This window comes from Micromonospora sp. CNZ297 (assembly GCF_007827625.1).
On record NZ_VISU01000014.1, the window covers coordinates 1 to 25,876 of the forward strand.

Consider the following 25,876-nt stretch of genomic DNA (forward strand, 5'->3'; position numbering starts at 1 on the left):
TCCGCCGACGACGCCACCAAGCCCAAGCCATGACCAGCCACTACACCCGACAAGCCCTCACCGAGCCGTGATCACAATCCCCGGCTGGAGTACTAGGATGGTCCCGGTGACCATCCCCGAACGGCGATCCGCCGACGTCCCGACCGACGAAGCCCGGGTCGACGAGGCCCTGCGGTTGCTCTCCGGCGTGCCGGTCGCGCTCGAAGTCGCCGTCAAGCGGCTCAGCCGTGGCAGCGGCGTCTACGCCTGGTGGGCTGCTCCCTCGGTCCTCCCGGACCTCCCCGGGCCGCCGAACGACAGCGACCCGTCGCGGCGGATGCTCTATCTCGGCCGGGCGACCAGCCTGCGGGGCCGGATCCTGCGCAACCATCTGCGGCGTTCGGGCAGCTCGACCCTGCGCCGTACGCTGGCCGGCCTCCTCGTGTCCGAGGGCTACCGCACCACCTGGACCGACCGCGTCGTCCTGGTGCCCGAGGACGAGACGCGGCTGACCGCGTGGATGCACGAGCACCTGCGCCTGACCTGGGCGGAGGACCCCGAGCCGACGATCATCGAGGCCGAACTCGTCAGGCGTCTGCACCCGCCGCTCAACGTCCACGGCGTCGACCCCGAGCACATCCAGGCCGCAGTGGTCGCCGCCAAGAACTCGTACAACGGCAGCAGCGGCCCGGCCCAGCCCTAGCACACGCCGTAGCCCACGGTGCTACTCGGCGCATCCGCAGGCCTGAATTGGAGTAGCCGCGTTCGGTCCCAGGTCCGATATCGTCGCGCCGTGGCACAGACGAGGCAGTACGCCTATGTCGGGCCGGCGGAGTTCCGTGACCGGGCGGTCGCGGTGGACGCTGTCACCGTGGACTCGATCGCCTCGCTCGACGAGTGGCTGGCCGGGCGTGACCCTGGGGACCTCGTCGAACCGGTCACGTTCGTCGTTGATCTCGATGGCGTGCTCAGACTGGCGCCGCGTCGAAGCGAACACATCGCCCTTGCTGGTGGGCGGGACGTGCTCGCCGCAGGTGAGATGGCGTTTGCTCTGGCCGGTGGCGGCTGGCGCGCCAGCGAGGTCACGAACCAGTCGACCGGCTACTGCCCCGATCCGGACTGCTGGCCCGCTGTGGCGGAGGCACTTGACCGAGTCGGCGTACCGCACCCTGGTCGCTTCACCGACCAGGTGATCTTCCGTCGTTGCCCCAGCTGCGGCGAGCGCAACATCGTGCGGGATGACGACTTCACGTGCGCCCTGTGCGGTGACACCCTGCCCGCACGATGGAACCTGACGTCCGACTGATCGCGTCCGGCACCAAGCCGACAATCCGCCGCCCGATCAGCCGGAATCACATGATCCGCCGAATGCGTACCCTCGGGTGCTCGTTGCGGAGGTGACCCAGCTTGTGCTGGCGGACCTGCTCCTCCCACACCTCCTGGTCGTACTCCGGATCCGGCGCCATCCACCGATGCGACCCGTCGCTGTAGTGGAACTTCTCGTCCCCTGCCCGCAACACGCTCACCGCAGCCACCCCAGGAACCGCCTGTGCAACGTCCCGGCCGGCGCCCAGCTCAGATCCGCCGTCGCCCGCACCAACTGCGCCCCCAGGTACACCGCCAGCGACACCGGCGCACCCTCGTACTCCGCAAGAAGCTCCCGCCGCCGCGTCGCGCACGGCCACGGCGCACCGCACCCGCCGCACGTCCAGATCGGCAGCACCGGCCCGTGGGTGCTCACCCGCGCACCCCCAGGAAGCGGGCGACGCTCGCGCGCGCCTGCCGGCTGGTCGCCCACGCGACCTGCCAGCAGGGGTACGGAGTCAGCCGCGCCCACCACAGCCGGCAACCCACGCACATCCCGTCCAGACCCCGTACGTGCACCGCCAGGATCGCCTGTTCCGCATTCCTCACTCCGCCAGCTCCGCGTGCCTCGGCGAGCGCCCTTCACGCAGCCGCTGCGCCTGGTCGAGCAATCGCTGCTGCGCGGCCCGTTGCTCACGCTCCTGATATCGCAGCCCGACAGCCGACTGTGGTACCGGACGTCTACGCAGCAGGCGCACCAACTTGTACAGGCCGTACCACCTCAACACCGATTCCGCCTCCTCGACCAGGGTCAGGACGCGGCGCGGAACGCTCACCCGGGCACATTCGGGTGGCGAAAGATCCGCCGCCGCCAGTGACCTGGACACTACGAAGTGTCACGCGCGGCGACGGGGAAGGTTTGTACCCGAGGGAGGACTACCCCTGGATGCCGATCGCCAGCGCCAGTTCACGAGCGTCCTCCCCGACCGTGCCAGGACGATTCGACAGTTCCAGCGCTGCCGTACGGGCATAGGGGTTGTGCCGCACTGTATCGACGCTTTCTCGCAGCGCGCGGCCGAGCAGATGGATAGCCGCCACCTCGCCGCGATCGAGCAGGTGCGCGCGGGCAGCGTCGATCAGCGCTGCCGCGCGACGGGTTCGTGACGGCAGCATCGAGTAGTCCGCCGTGTCGGCACGCCGGATCGCCTCACCCGGGCGGCACAGGTCCGTCTCGATCGTGACGCCGTAGGCCAGGCACGCCGCCGGACCGAACATCAACCACGGATGGGCGTACCTGTCACCGAGCCGGCCGGCCGCTTCCTCGGCGGCATCCCACGCGCGCCATGCCTGCCCCGCACGACCGGCCTTGCTGTGCCCGAGGGCGATGCCGAGCTGCGCCTGTCCCCATCTCGCCAGCTGCTCCGTCCCCGCAGCCGGATCGACCATCGCTGCGGCATCGATGAGCAGGTGTTCCGCGACGTCGATCTGATTCGAGCTGCGGTAAACATGCGCGTAGTACCAGGCGGCCACAGCGATGGCCGCGGGGTCGTCGGCGTCCTGGGCCGCCCGCATGGCCCGGTCGGCGGCGAGCCACACCAGTTCCGGGTAAGGCTGGTGGGCGAGGTACAGCTGCGCGAGGTGGTAGACGCGAGCAAGCTCGACCAGAGCCGACCGGCGTGCCTGCCCGTCCAGCCGTCGAGCGCTGCGCTGGGCGTCGCCAAGGAGCCCTGGCAGGACAGCCGCGACAGCCGAACGCTCGACGCTGGACCGATGCCACAGAGACCACGCCTGGTCGACCAACCCACGCAGCACATCGCTCTGCTTGAGATCGCCCGCCGGAGCAGCCGCCCGCTGCATCGCCGCAGCCACCGTGTCGACATCCGGGTGACCGGCACGAGTCACCGAAGCCACCGGCAGAGACTGGTCACCGGTCAAGTCCGCCAGATCGGAGATGTCGAGCACCTCGGCCAGACGGATGAGCATGGGAAGGCGGGGCGGGAGCAGACGGCCGTTCTCCAGAGCCTTGACCCATTCGGCACTGCGGCCCACCAGGCCGCCGAGGACCGGACGCGTCTTGCCAGCACGCTCGCGGTGCGCCCGAAGTCGGGCTCCGAATGCTGCGGGATTAGTCACGATCCACTCCCCACCTGGGTCACGCGAGCGCATCACGCCGCCAAAATCGACGGTACCCCCGGGGGGACCAGAACGGCACCCCCGAACCAGCAAAAGATCACTCAAATGTAAATTGCTATCGGCACAACTCGGAACGATGTGCCCTCGATTCGCGACGAGAAGGCAGCATCGAAAACGTCGCTTACCGATGGAGTCTCGGCATCCGCGAGCGCGCTCAACTGGGAGCCATCAAGCTTGTTGGCCTGCTCACTGACCGAACGCCGGGCAACATCGAACAACCAATCAACCGCCTCGGGCTTAATCCGGTCAAGCACCTTATTGCGCTTCAGGACCGGCACATCAACTTCACCCGAAGAAGTAACTTTACCCAGCACGGTAAACAGACCGTCCAAGATGCGATCTTCGTCTTCAACAACGAAATGCCGGGTATCACAAATCGTCACCGCAGTTACGGCAGACGACGCCAAGCCAATCTTTCCGTAATACTCCCGAGTCTTCTGACTACGAAAGTCGACCCTGACCGCCTCCGCGATGGCGCGCGCCAACTCCGCGTGAGCCTTCGACCGCTCCATCAACTCGTACGAGAACCGCTGCAGCGAGTCGAAGTCCCCATATTGCGGAAAGACCTTGAAACCGCTACTCTTCACCTGATGATCAGTGATTGCCGCAACCAAGTCAGGCGTCAAGATATCCAGGATCGCATTCAGCTCATTCGCCTTGAATGTCGCTTGATACTCAACAAATTGGCCGGGCAATAGGGCCAGCGCATCCTTTACGCTTTCTACGCGCTTAAGTTTACCCTCGTCCCGTAGCCAGTTGCGGATTACATATAGATAATAAGCTTGCGAGTAAACGAAGTTTTGCTGCGACTTTTGGCTAGCACTGGACGAATCGGAGTTCGAGCCGGTTCGATCACCTCCCAGGTTGGCCCCCACAGCGCCAACTATCGGCACAGTTGCCTTGGCGCTCAACGACGCCTGCCCCTTGCGAACACTCCCCGAATTTTGAGCCTGACCAGTCGCGACTTCCCGACTCTCACTGGAAATAAGGGGCTCACCGAATATCTGCTGAAGGATTCCGCCTACGTGTTCGGCATTTTGATAGATCGACACGGTCGGCTGGTGGGATTTGCTCTCTGTGGCAATAGAGGGATCGTTCACGCTCGCATTCTTACACACGAATCCGCTCCAGTGTGACCTGACACGTCGGCGTCGTGTACCTGCCTCAGAACCAACTCTCGCGCATGTCCAGCGTCGTCCGGTCCAGCCCTTCCAGCAGGTCGAACTGCGCCCCCACCTTCGGCAACTCCCACCGGTAGAAGTACCGCGCCGCCTGCCTCTTCCCCGCCAGGAACTCCCCCTCGGCTCCATCCGGCGACCCCAGCGCCTCCACCGCGAGCACCTGCTCCAGCCACATCCACGCGATCACCACGTGCCCGACCGCCTCCAGGTACACCGAGGCGTTCGCCAGCGCCAGTTCCGGATCACCAGGGGCCCACAACCGCCGTGTCACCACGGCGATCCGGTCCACCGCCGCGCCGAGCTGACCAGCCAGCTCCGAGGCGAACCCCTCGGCCTTCCACGCCCGGGTGACGGTGCCGCGGATCGTCTCCAGCAGCAGTTCCAGCGCTGCCCCGTCGCGCATGGTGACCTTGCGGCCGAGCAGGTCCAGCGCCTGGATGCCGTGGGTGCCCTCGTGGATGGCGTTGAGCCGGTTGTCCCGCCAGTGCTGCTCGACGTCGTAGTCGCGGGTGTAGCCGTACCCGCCGTGCACCTGGATGGCCAGGTCGTTGGCGACAAGGCACCACTGCGCCGGCCAGCTCTTGGTGATCGGGGTGAGCAGGTCCAGCAACAGCTGTGCCCGTTCGCGGTCGGCCTCGGCGGGTGCGGTCTTCTGCTCGTCGAGCAGCCGTCCGCAGTAGAGCACCAGCGCGAGCGCGCCCTCCACGTAGCTCTTCTGCGCCAGCAGCATCCGGCGTACGTCGCTGTGGGCCACGATCGGCACCTGCGGCGTGGTGGGGTCCTTGTCGGCGACCGGCCGTCCCTGCGGGCGCTGGCGGGCGTACGCGACGGACTTCAGGTACGCGGTGTAGCCGAGCGCTGTGGCGCCGGCCCCGATGCCGATGCGCGCCTCGTTCATCATGTGGAACATCACCGCGAGCCCCTGGTGCGGCTGCCCCACCAGGTAGCCGACCGCCCCGGCCCGTCCGTACGGCCGGTGCACGCCCTCGCCGAAGTTCAGCAGCGTGTTGGTGGTGCCCCGGTAGCCGAGCTTGTGGTTGAGCCCGACCAGCACCACGTCGTTGCGCGGCCCGAGGTTGCCGTCGTCGTCGAGCAGCACCTTCGGCACGATGAACAGCGACAGGCCCTTCACGCCGGGCGGTGCGCCAGGGATGCGGGCCAGCACCAGGTGGACGATGTTCTCGGCCAGCTCGTGGTCGCCGCCGGAGATCCACATCTTGGTGCCGACGATCCGGTACGTGCCGTCGTCCTGCGGCTCGGCCCGCGTGGTGAGGTCGGCCAGGGAGCTGCCGGCCTGCGGCTCGGACAGGCACATGGTGCCGAAGAAGCGCCCCTCGACCATCGGGCGTACCCAGGTGTCGATCTGCTCGGCGCTGCCGTGGGCCAGCAGCAGGTTGGCGTTGCCGAGGGTGAGCATCGGGTACGCCGACGTGCCCACGTTGGCGGCCTGGAACCAGGCGAAGGCGGCGGCGGCCACGGTGTGCGGCAGTTGCAGGCCGCCGACTGACTCGTCCATGGTGGCGGCGAGCAGCCCGGTCTCGGCGAACGCCTCCAGGGCGGCCTTGACCTGCGGGATGGTCCGCACGCGCTGCCCGTCGAACGTGGGTTCGCCGGTGTCGGCGGCCCGGTTGTGCGGGGCGAACCGTTCGGCGGCGACCCGGGCGGCGAGGTCCAGCACCTCGTCGACGGTCTCGCGGGTGTGCTCGGCGTAGCGGGGCCGCTCGGTCAGCCGGGTCACGTCCAGCCAGTCGTGCAGCAGGAACGCGAGGTCGCGGCGGGACAGCAGCAGATCGGACGAGGACAACGTGGACTCCTTCCGGTCAGCCGCGGCGCAACCCGGCGACGGCCTCCCGCAGGTCATCCTGACCGATCGGAGCCGGTGGCGCACCCTCCGCCGCCTCCCGGAGCGCCTTGGCGAGTTGCACCCGGCGCAGCGCCTCGCGGAGGTCCGCGCCGGTCAGCCCCGCTGTGTCGGCGGCGAGCGCGGCCGGGTCGAGGTCGTCGGCGAACATCCGGAATCCCGGCCGCTCGTGCCGGTCGATCAGCTCGCGGACCATCTTGGTGAGGATCTCCGCGCGCCCGGCCTCGTCCGGCGCGGGAATGGCGATCTTCAGGTCGAAGCGGCCGGAGCGGATCAGCGACGCGTCCACGCGCTGCGGGAAGTTGGTGGTGGCGACCACGATGACGTCGGGGTTCTCCTCGAACAGCGTGTTCATCTCCTGCTTGAAGATGCCCGCGACCGCGTTGACGGCCTGGCTGGCCGCGTCGCCGCCGGCACCGGCGTAGCTGATGATCGAGTCGAACTCGTCGAACAGCATCACGGTGGGCCGCCGGTAGCGGCGCGCCTCCCGGAAGATGCGCTTGATGTTGCGTTCCGAGCCGCCGAGGTACTTGTCCAGGATCTCCGGGGTACGGATCTCCACGAAGTCCGCGCCGACCTCGTTCGCCAGCGCGCGGGCCAGCATCGTCTTGCCGGTGCCCGGCGGGCCGTACATCAGGATGCCCTGCGGCCTGCGCGCGCCCCAGCGGGCCATCGCCTGCGGGTGCCGGAACGACACCGCTACCTCGCGGAACCGCGCGACCACGTCGGGCAGGCCGCCGACCTGGTCGAGGGTCACCGCCGCGCTGCGCGGCCCGGCCACCGTGACCGGTCGCCGCCCCACGAGGTACGTCCGTCCGCGCAGCACCGCCGGCTCCTCGCTGTCGCCGGACAACTCGCGTACGGCCTGGAGCAGCAGGCCCAGCATCGCCCGCAGGTGCGCCGGATCCACGTCGGCGCTGGGCACTTCGGCGCGGATGCGTACCGTGCCGTTGTCCTGGTCGACGCGGGGGCGCAGCCCTGCCTCCTCGGCGGCGCGCAGCACCTCCCGGCCGGCCGGGTCGCGCGGCGGCGCGACGAGCGTGGCGACCGGGCGAGGCCAGATCCGCCGCCCGGCCTCCGCCGCGATCCGGCCCACCGCGGCGGCCGGGCCGTCGCCGCCGCGCGCGGCCAGCCGCTCGGCGAGCAGCAGGCCGACCGGCCCGGCCAGCCCGAGGGCGATCAGGCCCGCCGGTGCGGCCTCCACCCGCAGGTACGCCTCGAAGCGGTGCACCGGCGGCTCGGCGGCGGTGTCGGCGCGCACGGTGCAGCGGACCTCCCGCACCGGGGCGGGGAAGTCGCCGCCGGACAGCAGGTCCACCGGCCCGTCGACGGCGGCGGCGAGCAGCCCGGCCGCGTCGGTGATGCGCACCTCGGCGCCGAGCAGCGGCACCGTCTCCTCGTCCAGCCGTACCTCGGTCATCGGCAGCCCTCTCCTCGCGGCGGCGTCCGCTTCCCTCGCGTGGCGTCCGCCTCCGAGTCTGGCACCGGCCCGGCCGGGCGGCCACCGCTCAGCTCGCCTCGGCGAGCAGGCCGTCGACCAGGTCGCGGGGCAGCCCGTGGGTGTCGTGCAGCCAGTGGTAGTCGCGTTCGGTCAGCGGCCCGCGCGCCCGTACCCGGTCGACGAGCGGCCGTCCGCGTCGCAGCAGCCCGCGGAAGCGGCGTTCCTCGTCCACCAGCGTCGTGTGCAGCGAGCCGACGTCGACCGGCCGCGTGCTCGGATCGGGCACCTGGCGAAAGCGACGCAGCGTGTCCGCGTACACCCGGGGTGGCAGGTCGTCCAGGGTGCGCGCCGGGTCGTCGCGCCACAGCACTGTCAGCGCGCGGCGCAGCAGCCGCCGCAGCACGTACCCGCGGCCGGTGTTGCCGGGGCGTACCCCGTCACCGAGCACGACCACCGCGGACCGCAGGTGGTCGGAAACCACGCGCAGGTCCTCACCGCGCAGGTCCCACCGGTCGCGGACGACGTCCACCCACGGCCGCAGCCCGTCGCCGGTGAACACGGACCGGTCGCCGCGCAGCACCATCTCCAGCCGTTCCAGGCCCATGCCGGTGTCGATGCTGGAGTGCGGCAGCGGCGTGAGCCGCCCGTCGGGGTGCCTGTGGTAGCGCATCTGCACGTGGTTCCACACCTCCACCCAGCGCGTGTCGGTGCTCGGTGTGCCGGTGGGCGGGCCGTCGCCGGTCCACACGAAGATCTCCGAGTCCGGTCCGCAGGGGCCGGTCGGGCCGTTGGACCACCAGTTGTCCTCGCCGAGCGCCTCCACCGGGACGCCGAGCCCGGTCCAGGTGTCCCGCGCGGTGTCGTCCGGGCCGAGCCGGTCGTCGCCGCCGAACACCGTCGCGTGCAGTTCTCCCGCCGGGATGCCGAACCCGTCGGTGAGCAGCTCGAAGCCCCAGCGCAGGCTGGTCGCGATGTCGTAGTCGCCGAGCGACCACGAGCCGAGCATCTGGAACACGGTCAGGTGGGTGCTGTCGCCCACCTCGTCCAGGTCCGTGGTGCGCAGGCACCGCTGCACGTTCGCCAGTCGCCGCCCGCCCGGGTGCGGGCGCCCCAGCAGGTACGGCGTGAGCGGGTGCATGCCGGACGTGGTGAACAGCACCGGGTCGCCGGGTGGCGGAACGAGCGAACTCTCCGGCGCACGCCGATGGTCGTGCCGCTGGTAGTGGTCGAGGAACGTCCGGGTGATCTCGTCGGGTGTCATGGCGGGTGCCTTCCGGGTACGGGTGACCGGACGGCCCGCCGCGCGCGTTTGACGGCGTCGACACGACGACGCCGGCGGACCGTTTCCGGTCGCCGGCGTGGGTGTGGGGCAGGTCAGGCGGCGGCAACCGGCGAGCGGGAAGCTCGCGCGGCCGCGGCGGTAAAGGTACGCCTGCTCTGCATACTCCGACGGTAGCCCGCCCCGCACCGTCCCGCCCAACCCTTTTCCGCGCGCCCGCGTGCCCCGTGCGCCCCGTGCCCCGCGCCCCGCGCCCCGCGCCCCGCGCCAGCGCAAGATCAACGCAACTCCCCCGAGAAGGCGGGGTCACCGGCCCTCGGATGCCGCCACTTCGCCGATCTGGAGTTGACCATGGCCCCTGGAGACGTGGGTGGAACGCCATGGGTGTCAAAACGGGCCGGAGACACCCATGGCGTTCCACTCGGGCAGGCGGCGGGCGTCAGCGGGTGGGGGTGAGCAGGCGGCGGTAGAGGGCGGTCAGGCGTTCGGCCTGCGCCTCCCACGTCCACCCGGGCAGCGGCGAGTCCGGCCCCTCGTAGGCGGCGCGGTACCGGGCCGGATCCGCGAGGACCGCCCGTACCGCGCGGGCCAGGTCGGCGGCGTCGCGGGCGCGGAACACCTCGCCCTGCCCGGTGGCGCGGACCGTCTCGGCCATGGTCCGTACGTCGCTGACCACAATCGGCAGCCGCGCGTGCGCGTACTCGAAGAACTTCGTGATCAGCGCGATCTCGTGATTCGGCCAGTGATGCAGCGGGATCAGCCCGATGTCGGCGGTGGCGAGGAACGCGACGAGCTGCCGGTGCGGCACGTACGGCAGCACGTGCACCCGGTCGCCCACCTGATGCCGGGCCGCGCGGGCGACGACCTGGCGGACGTAGGCGGCGTCCGGGTCGGCGACGACAAGGGCCAGGTGTACGCCGGGCAGCAGCGGCAACGCCTCGACCACCGTGTCCACGCCGCGCTGGGCGGCCATCGCCCCGCTGTAGACGAGCAGCGGCGTGTCCGGGGGCAGACCGCACCGCTTCCGCAGGTCGGGAGCGGCCAGGTCGGCGGGCTCGGGGGCGGGCGGCTCGGAGGCGGCAGTGACCGGGGCGTTCAGGATCACTGTGGGGCGCTCGGGCAGGGCGTGGTCGCGTACCAGCAGGTCCGCGAGCGTGTCGGAGACGGTGACCACCGCGTCGGCGGCGCCGACGTACTCGCGGACGTACCCGAGATGCGCGGGCAGCCAGCGGGCGTTGTCGCGGCGGGGCCGGGCGCCGGGCAGCCACTCGTGCGCGTCCCAGACCAGCTTGGTGTCACGTCCGGCGGCGCGGGCACGCTCGACAGCGCGCGCGGCCACGCCGAGCATCCGGAAGTCGTGCGCGTGGATCAGGTCGGGCCGCAGCTCGTCGACGACCGGTCGGGCGACCCGTTCGTAGTCCCAGAGCCCCGGCTCCAGCCGCCGCCAGGCCCCGTCGCGCAGCCGGGCCCGCCAGTAGCGGACCTGGGCGTGCTCGACCGGCCGGCGGGCCAGCCGGGCCGCGCGCAGCGGCAGCCCGCCCCGGGCCACCAGCCGCGTCCGCAGCCCGGACACGCCGCGCGGGCCGGAGACGGCGGACGGTGGAGTGGCGCGCGCAGCGGCGAGCGGCAGGACGCGCACCTCGGCGTCGCCGAGCCGCCAGCGGCGTTCGGCGTCGACGTGGGCGCAGCCGATCAGCGTGACGTCCCAGCCCGCGTCGGCGGCCGAGCGGGCCGCCTTCTGCACCCGCGAGTCACCCTCGACCGCGTTGTCGACGAGCATGACCACGCGCCGGCCGAGCCGCGTCGTGTCGTCGCGCCCCATCGGCGTTCCACCCCTTCACCCGTACGCCCGGACGGGCGCGAGTGTACGGGGACGCGGGACCGTCACGACGGCCGCGAAACCGGCTCTGAGCTGCGGTGACGCCGACTGTGCAGCCGACGGTCAGGTGCCGGCCGGTGGAAGTTCACCGGCCGTGCACCGGACGGGCGGGTCAGGCCGTACCGGAGGAGGCCAGCGCGGCCGGGGCGACCGGCTGCCGGCTGTCCTTGCGGTTGGGCAGCGACAGGCGGATGACCTTCCACCACGCGGAGGCGACCTGCTTGGGCAGCGGGCCGGTGGTGTAGTGCAGGCCGTACCTGTCGAACAGCGCCCGCACCTGCGGGGCGATCTCCTGGTAGCGGTTGCTGGGCAGGTCGGGGAAGAGGTGGTGCTCGATCTGGTACGACAGGTTGCCGGTCATGATGTGCAGCAGCCGGCTGCCGCTGATGTTGGCCGAGCCCAGCATCTGCCGCAGGTACCACTCGCCGCGGGTTTCGCCGTCGATGGAGGTCTTCTCGAACGTCTCCACGCCGTTGGGGAAGTGCCCGCACATGATCACTGAGTGGCTCCACACGTTGCGCAGCAGGTTCGCGGTGAACGTGGCGGCGAGCGTGGACAGGAACGACGGCCCGGACAGCAGCGGGTGCACCACGTAGTCCTTGAGCACCTGGCGGCGGATCTTGCGCCCGACGGCCCTGGCCTTGGCCCGGAACTTGGGGTCCTTGAGCTTGCGCTGCTTGAGGTGGTCGCCCAGCTCCATGTCGTACGCGGCGATGCCGTACTCGAAGAACGCGGCGTTGAGCAGGTTCCACAGCGGCTGCCCGAGGTGCATCGGGTGCCAGGGCTGGTCCTCGTCCACGCGCATGATGCCGTACCCGAGGTCGTTGTCCTTGCCGACCACGTTGGTGTACCTGTGGTGCAGCTCGTTGTGCGACTGCTTCCACTGGTCGGCCGGGGAGACGTGGTCCCACTCCCAGGTGGTGGAGTGGATCTTCGGGTCACGCATCCAGTCCCACTGGCCGTGCAGGACGTTGTGCCCGATCTCCATGTTCTCCAGGATCTTGGCGACCGTGAGCCCGGCCGTGCCGACGATCCAGGCCGGCGGGAACAGCGAGAACAGCAGCACCGCACGGCTGCTCATCTCCAGTGTCCGCTGGGTCTTGACCACCTTGCGGATGTAGCGGGCGTCCCGCTCCCCCCGGTCGGCGAGGACCCGGTCCCGGATCGCGTCCAGTTCCTTGCCGATGATCTCGATGTCCTCGGCGCTCAGGTGGGCGATCGGGTTGACAGCCTTCTTCTGGATCACGGTCACGTGGGTGGCTCCTGTCAGATATCGATGTCGCAGGTACCGGCGGCGGCCGACACGCACGTCTGGACCAGCACGCCGTCCCCCGGTACGGCAGTGGTGACGTCGCCGTTGCGCAGGTCGCGGACGGCACCCTGACGCAGCGGTACGACGCAGCCGAAGCAGATGCCCATCCGGCACCCGGAAGGCATCAGCACTCCGGCGTTCTCCCCCGCGTCGAGCAGTGTGGTGGCGCCGTCGGACTCGACTGTCACGCCCGCCCCGGTGAAGGTCACGGTGCCTCCCTCGCCCGGCGTGATCACCGTCGGGCGGAACCGCTCGGTGTGCAACCGCTCGACGAGGCCGTTGGATGACCAATACCCCTCAACGGCGTCGAGCATGCCGATCGGTCCGCAGGCCCACGCCTCCCGGTCGAGGTGGTCGGGCACCAGCCCGGCCAGTTCGGCGACGTCGAGCAGGCCGTCGGTGTCGGTGTGCCGCTCGATCAGCCGCAGCGCGCCGCGTTCGGCGAGCGCGCGCAGCTCCGTACCGAAGATGACGTCGTCGCGGGTGGGCGCCGAGTGCACGAGCACCACGTCGGCCCGGTCGGCCAGCCCGGAGCGCAGCATCCCCATGACCGGGGTGATGCCGCTGCCGGCGGTGAGGAACAGGACGCGCTCGGGCGTCGCGGCGGGCAGCACGAACTCGCCCTGGGCCTGGTCGAGGTGCACGATCGTGCCGGGCCGGATCCGGCGTACGAGATGGTTGCTGACCTTGCCGTCGGGGATCGCCTTCACCGTGACGGAGATCCGGCCGTCGGCGGCGTCCGGCGGCGAGGTGAGCGAGTACGCGCGCCACTGGCGCACGCCGTCGACGTCCACGCCGAGGCGGATGTACTGCCCGGGCATGTGGCCCCGCCAGGCGCGGCCCGGCTGGATCACCAGCGTGGCCGCGTCCCGGGTCTGCGGCCGCACGGCGACGATCCGGCCGCGCAGCGGAGCGCCGGCACGCAGCGGGGCGATCAGGTCGAGGTAGTCGTCCGGCAGCACGGGCGTGGTGACCGTCTCGGCCAGCCGCAGCAGCCTGTCCCGGAAGGTGACCTTCTGAGGGCGGCGGGAGGCAGTTGTGGTCATATGACCAGCGTGACCGCCCGATCGCATAACATCTTGACCGACAAAGGTGAAAATGTCGCGGGTTTTTGTTCGGAGGGAACAACATGACGTCGGAGGCCGGTACGGGGCAGCGCGCCGCGCACCTCAACCTCGACGCCGGGATGGCCGAGACGCTGCGCGCCCGGCTGCCGATGGTGGCCGAGCGGACGGTCTCCGCGATCACCGCCGAGGTGCCGGACTACTCCGGCGCGCTCACCGGCGCCATGCGCGCGAAGATCGAGAACGCGGTGCGCATCGCGCTGGGAACGTTCCTCCAGCTCATCGAGGGTACCCAGGCGTTCGACCCGAGCACTCCCCTGGCCCCGGCGCTGGAGGCGGCGTACGCGCTGGGCAGCGGCGAGGCCCGCTCGGGGCGCAGCATGGACGCGCTGCTGGCCGCGTACCGGGTGGGTGCCCGGGTGGCCTGGCGCGAGGTGTCGACCACGACGGTACGCAGCGGGCTGGCCGCCGAGACGGTGGCCGAGTTCGCCGAGCTGATGTTCGCCTACATCGACGAGCTGTCCGCGGCGAGCGTGGCCGGGCACGCCGACGAACTGGCCAGTGCCGGCCGGATGCGCCGCCGCAGCCTGGAACGGCTCACCCAGCAACTGCTGGCGGGCGAGCCGGAGGAGTCGTTGCGGCGCAGCGCGGAGCGCGCCGACTGGCCGCCGCCGCAGACCCTCACAGTGGTGCTGCTGCCGCGCCGACACCTGCGCGCGGTGCTGGCGCTGCTCAGCCCGTACACGCTGGAGAGCGGCGAGGACCTGCCCGGCATGAACCCGGTCGAGGAGCTGGCCGTACTGCTGGTGCCGGACATGCACGGCGGCCGGCGCCGCCAGCTCACCCGGCTGCTGCACGGGCACCGGGCGGTGCTCGGCCCGGCCCGGCCCTGGCACCGGGTCGCCGCGTCGTACCAGCGGGCCACCCGGGCGCTCGCGCTCGGCCTCGGCGAGGCGGACGCCGGGCCGGTCGACACCGAGCGTCACCTGGCGACGCTGCTGCTCAGCATGGATCCGGAAGCCCTGGCCGACCTGCGCGCGCAGGCGCTCGCGCCGCTGGCCGCGCTGCCCCCGGCCACCGCGCACCGGCTGGCCGAGACGCTGCGGTCGTGGCTGCTGCACCAGGGACGCCGCGACGACGTGGCGGCCGACCTGTTCGTGCACCCGCAGACCGTCCGCTACCGGATGGGCAAGCTGCGGGAGCTGTTCGGCGACCGGCTGCACGACCCGGCCACTGTGCTCGACCTGACCATCGCTCTGGCCGTACCTCCGGAGCCGGAGGAGGCCTGACGCCGCGCCGGGGCGCACGGCCCGGTGCGGCCGGGACCTCCGGCCCTGTCCGCCCGCGACGGTGGCGGGCAGGGTCGGAAGGGGACGAGCAACCAGGAGGGCCGCCATGAACAGCTCATCGACCCGCATCGAGCAGGACCCGAGGGTACGGGTGCTGGAGGCGGCCGCCCGGCAGTCCCTGCACGCCCCGTCGGTGTTCAACACCCAGCCCTGGCGCTGGCAGGTCACCGGCGACGCGCTGGAGTTGCGCGCCGACGCGGACCGGCAGCTCGCCCACACCGACCCGGACGGCCGGCTGCTCATGCTGAGCTGCGGCGCCGCCCTGCACCACGCGCGCGTGTCGCTGACGGCGGTCGGCTGGGCGGTCACCGTGGAGCGGCTGCCCGACCCGGGCGACCCGTCGCTGCTGGCCCGGGTGCGTACCACCGGCCCGGCCGACCTGGACGTCCCGGCGGGCCGCCTGGTCGACGCCATTCCGCGCCGCCGCACCGACCGGCGGGCGTACGGGGACCGGCCGGTGCCGGAGGCGGTGCTGGCCCGGCTCGGCGACGCCGTGGAGGCCGAGGGCGCGCACCTGCACGTGGTCCGGCCGGACCAGATGCCGATGCTCGCCGTCTCCACCGGTCGCGCCGCCGACGCGGAGCTGGCCGACCCCGCGTACCGGGAGGAGCTGCACCGCTGGACCCACCGCCCGGAGGGCAGCGGCGACGGGGTGCCCGCCGCCACCGCCGTGCGGCCGTCCCCGCGCCGGGTGCCGCTGCGCGACTACGCCCCCGGCGGGGCGGCCGGGCTCAGCGCGGGCGCGGACTTCGACCGGGGCGCGGCGTACCTGATCCTGTTCGGCGAGTCCGACGAGCCGGCCGCCTGGCTGCGCGGCGGCGAGGCGCTGTCGGCGCTGCTGCTCACCGCCACCGCCGAGGGACTGGCCAGCGCGCCGCTCAGCGACGCCGTGGAGCTGGCCTGGCCCCGCCGGATGATGCGCGACCTGCTGGCCGGCATCGGCGACCCGTACCTGGTGGTGCGCGTCGGCTGGGGCCCGGACGCGGAGCTGCCGCCGGCGCCGCGCCGCGCGCCCACCGACGTGATCGAGGTGGTGGACCCGCCGCGGTGACCCGGCGCGGTCCGGAGGGCCACCGCCGGCGCGGCGGTCGTCGTAGCCTCGACGCGTGTGGGATTTCGACCCGGCCGCCGCGTTCGTGGTCTTCGGCGACCAGGACTCCGGATGCGTCTCCTACGGCGTGGAGTCGGCGGGCCGGCGCTGGTTCGTGAAGCGGGCCGGGGCACCCGCGGCGCGAGAGTCGCTGACCCGCGCGTTGGGCCTGCACGCCGCGGTCCGGCACCCGGCAGTGGTCCGGCCCGAGCTGGTCCGCGACGGCACCGACGGCCCGACGCTGGTGTACCCGTGGTGCGACGGCGTCGTGCTCAACCACGCCACCATCGGCGGTCGCAGCGACCGGAGCGGGCTGGACCGCTTCCAGCGGCTGCCGGTCGCTGAGGTACGCGCGGCGCTGGACATCATCCTCGACGCCCACCTGGCCGTGAGCGCGGCCGGATACGTGGCGGTCGACCTGTACGACGGTTGCTTCCTCTACGACTTCGACGCCCGCCGGATGCGGCTGATCGACCTGGACGAGTACCGGCCGGGACCGTTCGTGCTCGACTCCGACCGGCTGCCCGGCTCCCATCGCTACCTGTCGCCCGAGGAGCTGACCCGGGGCGCGACGATCGACGAGCGCACCACGGTCCATGCGCTCGGTCGTACGCTGCACCACCTGCTCGACGGTCCGTCCGGCTGGCGGGGCACCGCCGCCGAGCGCGCGGTCGCCGACCGGGCCGCCCGGTCCGATCTGGCGGAGCGGTACGCCACTGTGTCCGCGTTGGTCCGCGACTGGCGAGCCGCCTGATCGACGGGCCTTGTCAGTCCGGGTCTCGACGACGCGCGCTCACCCCTGCGCGTAACTTTCCGTTACTGCGGCCCGACTCGACAGTGAATCACGGAGGGTGACGGCAGTCGCCGGGGCCGAATGGGTCGGATTGTCCGCAGCATGCTCCTGAACAGCGACGATGCGCGGCGAGCCGAGAGTTGGACGCATACCCCTTCGCGCCCTTTGCTCTGCAGCCACATACGCGGCAGTGGCCGTGAGTCACCGATGCGCCGATGGCTGCAGAGCAAAGGGCGCGGGGTGAGTTCTGCCGGGGAGCTGCGGAGGCTACTGTCGGTGACGGCAAGTCCCGACGGCGGCCGGACCTCGGCGCGGCCTGATCCCGCACGATCGGGCGCGGTGCAATCAGGCGCCGCACGACCAGGCCCGGTGCGATCAGGCCCGGTGTGATCAGGCCGGCTGCGATCGGGCCCGGCGCGACCAGGGGCCGCCCGACGTGCCGGGCGACCCCTGGGGCAGTGGATCGAGGCCACGGGACGGGCGCCGGGTCCGGCGGTCGGAGGCGCCGGGCCACGCCGACGGATCAGCGGGACGGCAGCGACAATTCCGCATAGTCCACTGTCGGCACGGCCCGGCGCCGAACATATTCACGTCTATCTGTTGACGAGTGCGGGATCGACGACAATCATTACTCTCGCTGGATCGACGTACCATGAATGTCGGATCTGGTGGCATTTCTTACCCCTCGACGGGATCGCGCCGGGACTGCGATTCCGCCGGGCGACCATGCCCGGCGCACGCCCGGCCAATCCTACCGAGCTAATAGGAATTGTCGCCGCTCGCCCGAGGAGTCCGCCGGTGGACGGGAACAACGACGCTCCCGCACCGAGCCCGCCGAGGCCGGTGCAGAACGGCTCTGAGCTGCCCGAACAGCTCGCCCTGCACGGCGGACAGCCGGTGCGGCGCACGCCCTGGCCGACGTACGACAAGGGCGCGGTCTTCGTGCACACCGAAGACGAGGACGCGGCTATTCGCGCCGTCCGCAGTCACCTCTACTTCCGATACGACCATCGGCCGCCGAACGAAACCGAATGCGGGCGGTTCGAGGACGAACTGTGTCGCTATTTCGGCACCCGGCACGCGCTGGCCGTTTCCAGCGGGACCGCCGCACTGGCGCTCGCCCTGATGGGCGCCGGAGTGCCGCCGGGATCATTGGTGGCCTGCCCCGGATTCACTTTCGTCGCCACCCCCAGCGCCATTGTCCTGGCCGGTTGCCGGCCATTCCTGGTCGAGGTCGACGACGACCTGCGGATGGACCTCGACGACCTGCGCCGCCGCTGGCACCCCGAGATCCGCGCCGTCATGGTCGTGCACATGCGCGGCTTCGCCGCCGACGTCGAGGCGCTGTCCGCGTTCGCCGCCGAGATGGGCGTGCCGCTCATCGAGGACGCGGTGCCCGCGCTCGGCGCCGAACTCAACGGCCGCAAGCTCGGCACGTTCGGGGCCGCCGGGGCGTTCAGCACCCAGTCCGACAAGGCGCTCAACTGCGGCGAGGGCGGTTTCCTGATCACCGACGACAGCACGCTGTTCGCGCGGGCGGTGGCGCTGTCCGGGGCGTACGAGGGGCGGCTGCGGCGCCACTTCCCGGACGGCGAGCCGCCGCTGACCGGCCTGGACCTGCCGCTGCTGAGCCTGCGGATGGACGAGATCCGGGCGGCACTGCTGCGCGCCGAGCTGACCCGGCTGCCGCAGCGGCTGGCGCTGTTCCACCGCAACTACGCGCACGTCAGCGCCGCCCTGGCCGGGCTGCCCGGCATCGCGGTCCGGCGGCCGGTCGCGCCCGGGGCGTACCTCGGGGAGGCCTTCGTGTTCCGCGTACCAGGCGGCGACGCGGGCTGGTTCGCCCGCGCGCTGCGGGCCGAGGGGATCGACGCCCGCAACATCGGCGCGGACGACGACCTCAACGTGCGGGCGTTCTGGAACTGGCGGTTCCTGTACGACAGCGCCGACCCCGGCGAGATCCGCGCGACGCTGCCACGTACCGCACGGCTGCTGACCGAGACCGTCGACGTGCCGCTGTCGTCCAACCTCACGCCCGGGGACTGCAACGACCTGGTCCGCGCGGTCCGCAAGGTGGCCGCCGCCCGTGAGACAGCCCTGGTCGGGTCGTGACCGGCACGCAGGCCCCCGCCCGGCCCCTGCCCCGGCTCGCGCTCGCCGGGCTGCTCGGCGGGCTGTTCACCGGCTACCTCGGACTGACAGCGGTGATCCCGGTGCTGCCCGGATTCCTGCGCGAACGGCACGACGCCGGCGACCTGACAGTCGGCGTGGTGGTCACGGTGACCGCGGTGACCGCGCTGCTGGTCCGGCCGGTCGCGGGCGCGCTCGCCGACCGGCACGGCCATCGGACGGTGATGCTGGCCGGGGCGCTCGTGGTGGCCGGTGGTGGCCTGCTCTACCTGGCCCCGCTGAGCGTGCCCGCGCTGGTCGCGGTCCGGCTGCTGCTCGGTGCCGGTGAGGCGGCGCTGTTCACCGCCGGTGCGGTGTGGATCGTGCAGCTCGCCCCGCACGAGCGGCGCGGCCAGCTCATCGGCCTGTACGGGGTGAGCATGTGGGGCGGCATCTCCGCCGGCACGTTCCTCGGCGCCACAGTGCAGCAGGCCGGCTATCCGGCGGTGTGGCTGCTCAGCGCGGTCGCTCCGGCGGTCGGCGCGGCGCTCGTCGCGCTGGTGCCCGCGCCGGCGCGTACCGCACCCGCGGCAAAGGGTGCCGGGCTGCTGCTGCGCCCGGCGCTGCTGCCCGGCATCGCGCTCACCTTCGGTGCCGCCGGGTACGCGGGTCTTGCAGCGTTCGTCGTGCTGCACCTGGACGCCCGGGGCATCGGTCACGGCGTGGTGGTGCTGAGCTGCTTCAGCGCCGTGTACGCCGGCACCCGCCTGGTCATCGGGCACCTGCCGGACCGGCTCGGCCCGCGCCGGGTGGCGACCTGGTGCGGGGTCGGCGAGGCGGTCGGGCTGCTGGTCATCGCCGTCGCGCCGAACCTGCCGGTGGCTGTGGCCGGCAGCGTGGTGATGGGCGTCGGGTTCTCCCTGCTGCACCCGTCGCTGGCGCTGATGGTGATGAACCGCACCGACCCGGCGCGGCAGGGCGCGGCGATCGGGGCGTACACCTCGTTCTGGGATCTGGGCCTGGCGGTGTGGGGGCCGGCGACCGGCCTGGTCGCGGCCGGTCTCGGCTATCCGGCGGTGTTCGTCGCGGGCGCGGCCGGCGCGGCCGTCGCCGCCGCGATGGCGTTGCGCATCGGCCGGCCGGCGCCCGCGCCCGCCCAGGCGGCGGAGGTACGCGCGGCATGAGCGCACCGGTGACCGTCCTGAGCGTCAACGGCTGGTGCCGCAACGGCAGCACCATCATCGGCAACGTCCTCGGCGAGGCGCCCGGTGTGGTGCACGTCGGTGAGCTGCACTTCCTGTGGAAGAACTCGACCGGGCGCGGGGTGAACGACAGGTGCGGCTGCGGCGCCGCGCTGACCGCGTGTCCGCTGTGGTCGGCGGTGCTGCCGCTGGGCCGCCCGGCCGGGATGCCGGCGGACGCGCACGCCGCCGAGGTGATCCGCCGGCAACGCGCCCGGCTGCGAACCCGGCACACGTGGCGGGTTCTGCGCCGGGGCGCGTACGACGCGGACACCCGGGCGCACGCGGACCTGCTCGGCGCGGTCTACCGGGAGGTGGCCGCCCGCACCGGTGCCCGGGTCATCGTGGACAGCACCAAGATCCCCGGCGAGTCGGCGTTGCTGCCGCACGTGCCGGGCGTCGAGGCGTACTGGCTGCACCTGGTGCGCGACCCGCGTGCGGTGGCGCACTCGTGGCGGGAGCCGAAGGAATACGTCTACGCGATGTCGGCGGCGCGCAGCACCGCGTACTGGCACGGGTTCAACCTCGCGTCGGCGGCGATCAACAGGCGGTACCCGGACCGGTCGGCGTTCCTGCGCTACGAGGACTTCACCGCCGACCCGGCCGGCACGATCGGCGCCTTGCTGCGGCTGGTGGGCGTGGACCCGGCGGCCAACCCGGTACGGGACCGGACCGTCGAGCTGCGCGGCAACCACACGGTCACCGGCAACCCGGACCGGTTCCGGACCGGGCCGACCGTCATCCGGGACCGCGACGACGGGTGGCGGCGCACGCTCACCGGCCGGCAGCGCCTCGCGGTGGCGGCGCTGGGCTGGCCGCTGTCCACCCGGTACGGCTACCGGTCCGGCGGGCCGGACGGCGACCCGGCGTACCCCGGCGCGGCGGCCCGCGTCGGCGAGACGGAGAGGTGAGGACGTGGATCTGGGGCTCAAGGGCCGGGTGGCGCTCGTCGCCGGCGGCACCAGCGGCATCGGGCTGGCCTGCGCGAGGGAGTTCGCCGCGGAGGGCGCGCACGTGGCGGTCTGCGGGCGTGACCCGCAGCGGCTGGCCGCCGCCGAACGGGAGCTGACGGCTGTGGCGTCCGGCCGGGTCAGCGCGACCGGCGTGGACCTCACCGACACCGGCGCCGCCGCCCGCTGGGTGGACCGGGTCGCCGAGGAGCTGGGCGGGGTGGACGTGCTGCTGGTCAGCGGCGGCAGCCCGCCTGTGGGCACCGCCACCGGGTTCGGCACGGACGACTACCGGGCGGCTGTGGACCGGGTGCTGCTGCCGGCGGTAGCGGTGTCGATGGCCGCGCTGCCGCACATGCGTGCCGCGGGCTGGGGCCGGCTGCTGCTTGTGGCCTCCGAGACCGCCTGCGTGCCGATCGGCCCGCTCGTGCTGTCCGGGGTGACCCGGGCGGCGCTGGTCCGCTTCGCCCAGGGCCTCGCCGTCGACGTGGGCCGCGACGGCATCACCGTGAACGTGCTCGCGCCCGGCGGGGTGCGGACGCCGCCGATGGAACGCGCCGCGGCCCGGCTCGCCGGCGCGGACGGCGACGTCGAGGCGCGGCTGGCCGCGATGGGCCACCACAGCGCCGTCGGGCGGCTGGCCCGGCCCGAGGAGGTCGCCGCGGTGGCCGCGTTCCTGGCCGGCGAACGCGCGTCGTACGTGACCGCCGGGGTGCACCTGATCGACGGCGGCGCCGCCGCCACCGGCCCCGACCTGCCCCACCTCACCGGCGTCCGCAAGGACACCTACGCCTGACCCACCGATCGCCGCACAAGGGAGTGCCCATGTCCACGACCAGCCGGTTCACCGAGCGGGACGTCTCCGAGTTCTTCGACCAGACCACGCAGACGTACCTCAGCTTCTGGGACAGCGAGGGCGTGCTGCACACCGGCTACTTCGCCGGGGAGGACGACACCGACTACCACGCGGCGGCCGACCGGACCTCCGACATCCTGGCCGCGGACGCCGGGATCGACGCGTCGTCGAACGTGCTCGACGTGGGCTGCGGCTGCGGCAACTTCCTGCTGCGCCTGGCCGCCCGTACCGGGTGCCGGGGCGAGGGGCTGGACCTGAGCATCGAGCGGGTGCGCTTCGCCGAGCAGCGGCGCGCCGAGCGGGGCGCCTCGCTTCCGGTGTCGTTCCGGCACGGCTCGGCCACCGCCCTGCCGTACGACGACGGCACGTTCACGCACGTGGTCAGCCAGGACGCGCTGTTCCTGGTGCCGGACAAGCCGCGCAGCCACGCCGAGATGTTCCGGGTGCTCGCCCCCGGCGGGGTGCTCGCGGTGTCCGACTTCCTCCAGCCCACCGAGCGGATCGGCGAGGCGGCCCGCAGGCACGTCTACGACCGGGTGCGCTGGAACGACGGCTACTCGCTCGACGGCTACCGCCGGGCGCTGACCGAGGCCGGATTCGTGGACGTGGTCGCGCGCAGTCTCGACGCGCACATCAGGCAGACGTACCGGGTGCTGGGCCGCACCGCCCGGGAGCGCGCGGAGACGACGGCGGACGAGGCGGCGCGGACCTGGATCCTCGGCTTCGCCGACTCGTGCGACGAGATCCAGGCGGCGATCGACAGGGGCGAGTTCGGCTGGGGCATGTTCGTCGCCCGCAAGCCGGCCTGAGGGAGGGACAGCAGATGTCGCAGCGCACCCACACCGTGAAGCGGACGATCGCCGAGGTGGTCGCCGAACGGAAGACGCAGATGTCGCCCGGCGCGACGTTCGTCGAGGCGTTCGCCAAGAACGGCTTCGACACCAGCGTCGACTACGACGTGACGATCACCGACTCGCTCACCAGTTCCCGGCGCAAGCCCCGCTACCCGTCGCGGAACATGCTCAAGGTGGTGGACCTGTCCCGGGATCCGCAGGACTACTACTGGCACGAGAGCCCGCCCCGCCCGGACGACCCGGCGGTGGACGGCGCGGACCTGCGCCGGGAGGCGGCCAACCACTTCCACCGCTCCCCCATCCCGCCGCTGCTCACCACCACCGCGTGGGTGCAGGTGCCGGACACGTTGTGGGAGGACCCGGTCAGCTTCGCGCAGTTCATCGACTACCGGCTGGTGGTGCGGCTGGCCACGGCCGAGAACCACACCATCCTGCGCGGCGAGGGCGGGCTGCTGACCATGCCGGACCTGGGCCGGCTCACCGACCCGGGACCGTTCGCGTCCACCGTCCTGGCCGCGTGCAACGAGGTCGAGCAGATGGGCAGCACCGCCGACGGGCTGATCATCAACCCGGCCGACTACTACCGCCTGCTGGGCAGCGGCTCGCTGATGCGGGACGTGGAGGACAACGGCGTGTTCATCGTGCGTACCCGGCTGGTCGACCCGGGCACCGCGATCGTCGGGGACTTCGGACACGGCGCGCTGCTGTTCGACGCCGGCCGGTCCACCATCGCGTTCGCCGAACCGCCGCCGGGCACGTTCGCCGAACCCGGGGTGGCACTGCGCGCCGAGATCTGGGAGCGGGTCGTGGTGAACCTGCCCACCTGCTTCTTCGTCGTGACGCTCTGACCGGCGGCGACTGATGACGACGCCGGGCCGTACCGACCCCGACGTGCTGGTGGTCGGCGCGGGCGTGGTGGGCCTGTGCTGCGCCTGGTTCCTGCGCCGCGCCGGGCTCAGCGTGACGGTGGTGGATCGGGGCGAGGTCGGCGACGCGGCGGCCTGCTCGGCCGGGAACACCGGCTTCGTCGGCACCCAGGGCTCGGCGCCGCTGGCCGAGCCGGGGGTGCCGGCCACCGGGATCCGCTGGCTGTTGCGCCCGGAGAGCCCGTTCGCGGTCCGGCCCCGGCTGGACGGCGCGCTGCTGGCCTGGCTCTGGCACTTCCGCCGGCACTGCACCGAACGGCACGCCCGCGCCGGGTTCGAGACGCTGCTCGCGCTCAAACAGCGCAGCCTCGCGCTGCTGCGCGAGATCTGCGCCGAGGACGAGCTGGCCGGGACGCTCACCGAACGCGGCATGATCCTCGCCTGCCACACCGAGCAGGGGTACGCGAAGGCGCGCCGGACGATCCCGGCGGCGACCGCGCGTGGCGTGCCGCTGCGCGAGCTGGACCGGGCCGAGCTGGCCCGGCTGGAACCCGGCGTCGACTTCGCGGTGGCCGGGACGCTGCTCAACGAGGAGGGCGCCGCGCTGCGCATCCCGGCGTTCCTGGTGGCACTCGCGCGGGCGCTGCGGGCCCGGGGCGTGGACGTCGTCACCGGCGCGGAGGTACGCGACTTCGAGGTGACCGGGCGGCGCGTACGCGCGGTGCGCACGGCCCGGGGCGAGCTGCGCCCGGCCGAGGTGGTGATCGCCGCCGGGGTGTGGTCGGCGGCCTGCGCCCGGATGCTCGACGTCGGGCTGACGCTGCAACCGGCGAAGGGCTACACCGTCACGCTGCCCGCCGGGCCGGGCACGCCCACCCGGCCGGTGCTGCTCAGCGAGGGCAAGGTCGCCGTGATGCCGCTGGGTGACCGGGTACGCGTCGGCGGCACGCTGGAGCTGTCCGGGCTGGACACGTCGATCTCACCGCGCCGCGTCGACGGGATCCTGCACACCGCGCGGCGGTACCTGCCTGCGCTGGACACCGGCCGCCGGCTGGACGTGTGGAGCGGCCTGCGTCCGTGCACCCCGGACAGCCTGCCGCTGATCGGGCGGGCCGACGGCTACGACAACGTCAGCGTGGCCACCGGGCACGGGCACATCGGGATGGGCCTGGCCCCGGCCGGCGGACGGCTGCTCGCCCAGCTCGTCTCCGGCGCCGAGCCGGACCTGCCGCTGGAGACGTTCGCCCTGGACCGCTTCCGGAAGGGGATCTCGTGAGCGACCGGCCGGAGATCGGCGTGCTCTGCCTCGACACCAGCTTCGACAAGATCCCCGGGCACATCCGCAACCCGGACACGTTCGACTTCCCGGTGCGCTACCGGGTGGTGGAGGGCGCCACGCCGCAGCGGCTGGTCCGCGAGGCCGACCCGGCGCTGCTGCGACCGTTCGTCGACGCGGCCCGCGACCTGGAGGCGGCCGGGGTCGCCGGGATCACCGGGGCGTGCGGGTTCCTCGTGCTGTTCCAGGCCGAACTCGCCGCCGCGGTGCGCGTCCCGCTGTGGTCGTCGAGCCTGGTGCAACTGCCGATGGTGCACCGCATGGTCGGGCGCCCGGTCGGGCTGCTGGTCGCCGACGAGGCCGCGCTGACCCCGCGCCACCTGGCCGCGATCGGCGCCGCCGACGTCCCGGTGGCGGTCACCGGCATGGCCGGGCAGCCGGAGTTCCGCGAGGTGATGCTGGAGGGGCGGCGCGACGCCCTCGACGTCGGGCGGCTGGCGGCCGAGGTGGACGAGCGGGTCGACGCGCTGGCCCGCGCGCACCCGGACCTGGGGGCGCTGGTCGTCGAGTGCACCGACCTGGTGCCGTTCGCCCACCGGATCCAGGCGCGGTTGGGTGTGCCGGTGTTCGACATCGTCACGCTGACCACGATGGCGTACGCGAGCCTCACCCGGCGGCCGTACCGTCCCGGTGGGTGACCGCGGGGCCGTCGCGCGGAAACCGGCTCCCGGCGCCCGTCCGGCGCTTAGCGTGGGACGAGGGGCGGCCTGCCCGGGGCGCCGGTGAGCGGAGGGAGAACGCGGTGACGGAGCCGGAGGAGGAGCAGGAGAAGACCCGCAAGACCGATCGGGTGCTGTTCTCGCCCGACGGCGACCCGCACCACACGCTCGCCGAGGCGCCCCAGCCGGACGAGCACCTGCCGCCCACCGTCACCCGGGACGGCCACACGGACGTGCTCGACGACGAGCAGTGAGCGCACCGTCCCGCCCGGGCTCGTC

The 25,876-nt window shown here is 72.4% G+C and carries 26 protein-coding genes; 14 read left to right on the forward strand and 12 right to left on the reverse strand.

The genetic code is table 11. The annotated features are described in order from the left end of the window. Positions 1-97 precede the first annotated feature (97 nt). On the forward strand, positions 98-682 hold the full coding sequence (locus FB454_RS22560) for a GIY-YIG nuclease family protein (protein WP_030269023.1): 585 nt from the start codon (positions 98-100) through the stop codon (positions 680-682). Between the two features lie 168 nt (positions 683-850). Beyond that, positions 851-1,285: a hypothetical protein gene (locus FB454_RS22565; RefSeq protein WP_222433936.1), complete on the forward strand. Its 435-nt coding sequence runs from the start codon at positions 851-853 to the stop codon at positions 1,283-1,285. A gap of 46 nt (positions 1,286-1,331) precedes the next feature. Here FB454_RS22565 and FB454_RS34970 read toward each other — a convergent pair whose 3' ends face one another. The 12 genes from FB454_RS34970 to FB454_RS22615 all read right to left on the reverse strand — a co-directional run bounded on the left by FB454_RS34970 (position 1,332) and on the right by FB454_RS22615 (position 13,476). Continuing rightward, positions 1,332-1,505: a hypothetical protein gene (locus FB454_RS34970; RefSeq protein ID WP_186461637.1), complete on the reverse strand. Its 174-nt coding sequence runs from the start codon at positions 1,503-1,505 to the stop codon at positions 1,332-1,334. Continuing rightward, entirely contained in the window at positions 1,502-1,720 is a 219-nt protein-coding gene (locus FB454_RS22570) for a hypothetical protein (protein WP_030269020.1), read from the reverse strand. Before FB454_RS22570 ends, FB454_RS34970 begins: the two co-directional genes overlap by 4 nt. Next, positions 1,717-1,893, reverse strand: a complete 177-nt coding sequence (locus FB454_RS34975; RefSeq protein WP_170215103.1) for a hypothetical protein — start codon at positions 1,891-1,893, stop codon at positions 1,717-1,719. Before FB454_RS34975 ends, FB454_RS22570 begins: the two co-directional genes overlap by 4 nt. Next, positions 1,890-2,120 (reverse strand): hypothetical protein, encoded by a 231-nt coding sequence (locus FB454_RS22575; protein WP_030269018.1) that lies wholly within the window; start codon positions 2,118-2,120, stop codon positions 1,890-1,892. The genes FB454_RS34975 and FB454_RS22575 overlap by 4 nt, the downstream gene beginning before the upstream one ends. 100 nt (positions 2,121-2,220) lie before the next feature. After that, entirely contained in the window at positions 2,221-3,417 is a 1,197-nt protein-coding gene (locus FB454_RS22580) for a helix-turn-helix domain-containing protein (RefSeq protein ID WP_232236613.1), read from the reverse strand. Positions 3,418-3,518: 101 nt separating this feature from the next. Next, the gene (locus tag FB454_RS22585; protein ID WP_145823429.1) at positions 3,519-4,577 is read right to left on the reverse strand and encodes a DUF6414 family protein; all 1,059 of its coding nucleotides are present in this window, start codon (positions 4,575-4,577) and stop codon (positions 3,519-3,521) included. A gap of 64 nt (positions 4,578-4,641) precedes the next feature. Then, positions 4,642-6,462 (reverse strand): acyl-CoA dehydrogenase, encoded by a 1,821-nt coding sequence (locus FB454_RS22590; RefSeq protein ID WP_030269013.1) that lies wholly within the window; start codon positions 6,460-6,462, stop codon positions 4,642-4,644. Between the two features lie 16 nt (positions 6,463-6,478). After that, positions 6,479-7,939: an ATP-binding protein gene (locus FB454_RS22595; RefSeq protein WP_030269012.1), complete on the reverse strand. Its 1,461-nt coding sequence runs from the start codon at positions 7,937-7,939 to the stop codon at positions 6,479-6,481. A gap of 88 nt (positions 7,940-8,027) precedes the next feature. Continuing rightward, entirely contained in the window at positions 8,028-9,221 is a 1,194-nt protein-coding gene (locus FB454_RS22600; protein WP_145823430.1) for an alanine--tRNA ligase-related protein, read from the reverse strand. A gap of 457 nt (positions 9,222-9,678) precedes the next feature. Further along, positions 9,679-11,061 (reverse strand): glycosyltransferase family 4 protein, encoded by a 1,383-nt coding sequence (locus FB454_RS22605; RefSeq protein ID WP_145823431.1) that lies wholly within the window; start codon positions 11,059-11,061, stop codon positions 9,679-9,681. A gap of 169 nt (positions 11,062-11,230) precedes the next feature. Beyond that, the gene (locus FB454_RS22610) at positions 11,231-12,370 is read right to left on the reverse strand and encodes a fatty acid desaturase family protein (protein WP_013285873.1); all 1,140 of its coding nucleotides are present in this window, start codon (positions 12,368-12,370) and stop codon (positions 11,231-11,233) included. Between the two features lie 14 nt (positions 12,371-12,384). After that, the gene (locus FB454_RS22615; RefSeq protein WP_145823432.1) at positions 12,385-13,476 is read right to left on the reverse strand and encodes a ferredoxin reductase; all 1,092 of its coding nucleotides are present in this window, start codon (positions 13,474-13,476) and stop codon (positions 12,385-12,387) included. Positions 13,477-13,559: 83 nt separating this feature from the next. Between FB454_RS22615 and FB454_RS22620 the strand changes: the two genes are divergently transcribed. From FB454_RS22620 to FB454_RS34980, 12 genes are all read left to right on the forward strand, one after another. Next, entirely contained in the window at positions 13,560-14,783 is a 1,224-nt protein-coding gene (locus FB454_RS22620; RefSeq protein ID WP_145823433.1) for a helix-turn-helix domain-containing protein, read from the forward strand. A gap of 106 nt (positions 14,784-14,889) precedes the next feature. Further along, positions 14,890-15,894 (forward strand): Acg family FMN-binding oxidoreductase, encoded by a 1,005-nt coding sequence (locus tag FB454_RS22625; RefSeq protein ID WP_030269006.1) that lies wholly within the window; start codon positions 14,890-14,892, stop codon positions 15,892-15,894. 55 nt (positions 15,895-15,949) lie between these two features. Next, positions 15,950-16,687 carry a serine/threonine protein kinase gene (locus tag FB454_RS22630; protein ID WP_145823434.1) on the forward strand — a complete coding sequence of 246 codons (738 nt, stop codon included), beginning with the start codon at positions 15,950-15,952 and terminating at the stop codon, positions 16,685-16,687. An 837-nt stretch (positions 16,688-17,524) separates the two neighbouring features. Continuing rightward, entirely contained in the window at positions 17,525-18,838 is a 1,314-nt protein-coding gene (locus FB454_RS22635) for a DegT/DnrJ/EryC1/StrS family aminotransferase (RefSeq protein WP_114920189.1), read from the forward strand. Then, positions 18,835-20,019: an MFS transporter gene (locus FB454_RS22640; RefSeq protein ID WP_114920188.1), complete on the forward strand. Its 1,185-nt coding sequence runs from the start codon at positions 18,835-18,837 to the stop codon at positions 20,017-20,019. Before FB454_RS22635 ends, FB454_RS22640 begins: the two co-directional genes overlap by 4 nt. Then, positions 20,016-20,987, forward strand: coding sequence for a sulfotransferase (locus FB454_RS22645; protein WP_145823435.1), 972 nt, complete (start codon positions 20,016-20,018; stop codon positions 20,985-20,987). The genes FB454_RS22640 and FB454_RS22645 overlap by 4 nt, the downstream gene beginning before the upstream one ends. A 4-nt stretch (positions 20,988-20,991) precedes the next feature. Then, positions 20,992-21,822: an SDR family NAD(P)-dependent oxidoreductase gene (locus tag FB454_RS22650; RefSeq protein WP_013285865.1), complete on the forward strand. Its 831-nt coding sequence runs from the start codon at positions 20,992-20,994 to the stop codon at positions 21,820-21,822. 29 nt (positions 21,823-21,851) lie between these two features. Next, the gene (locus FB454_RS22655) at positions 21,852-22,691 is read left to right on the forward strand and encodes a class I SAM-dependent methyltransferase (RefSeq protein WP_030268995.1); all 840 of its coding nucleotides are present in this window, start codon (positions 21,852-21,854) and stop codon (positions 22,689-22,691) included. A gap of 14 nt (positions 22,692-22,705) precedes the next feature. Then, positions 22,706-23,584 (forward strand): family 3 encapsulin nanocompartment shell protein, encoded by an 879-nt coding sequence (locus FB454_RS22660; RefSeq protein WP_145752367.1) that lies wholly within the window; start codon positions 22,706-22,708, stop codon positions 23,582-23,584. A 13-nt stretch (positions 23,585-23,597) separates the two neighbouring features. Beyond that, a complete protein-coding gene (locus FB454_RS22665) occupies positions 23,598-24,878 on the forward strand; it encodes an NAD(P)/FAD-dependent oxidoreductase (RefSeq protein WP_030268992.1) in 1,281 nt (426 codons plus the stop codon). Then, a complete protein-coding gene (locus FB454_RS22670; protein WP_030268990.1) occupies positions 24,875-25,576 on the forward strand; it encodes an aspartate/glutamate racemase family protein in 702 nt (233 codons plus the stop codon). The genes FB454_RS22665 and FB454_RS22670 overlap by 4 nt, the downstream gene beginning before the upstream one ends. 104 nt (positions 25,577-25,680) lie before the next feature. Next, complete coding sequence (locus FB454_RS34980; RefSeq protein ID WP_013285860.1) at positions 25,681-25,851, forward strand: hypothetical protein; 171 nt, start codon at positions 25,681-25,683, stop codon at positions 25,849-25,851. Positions 25,852-25,876: the final 25 nt, after the last annotated feature.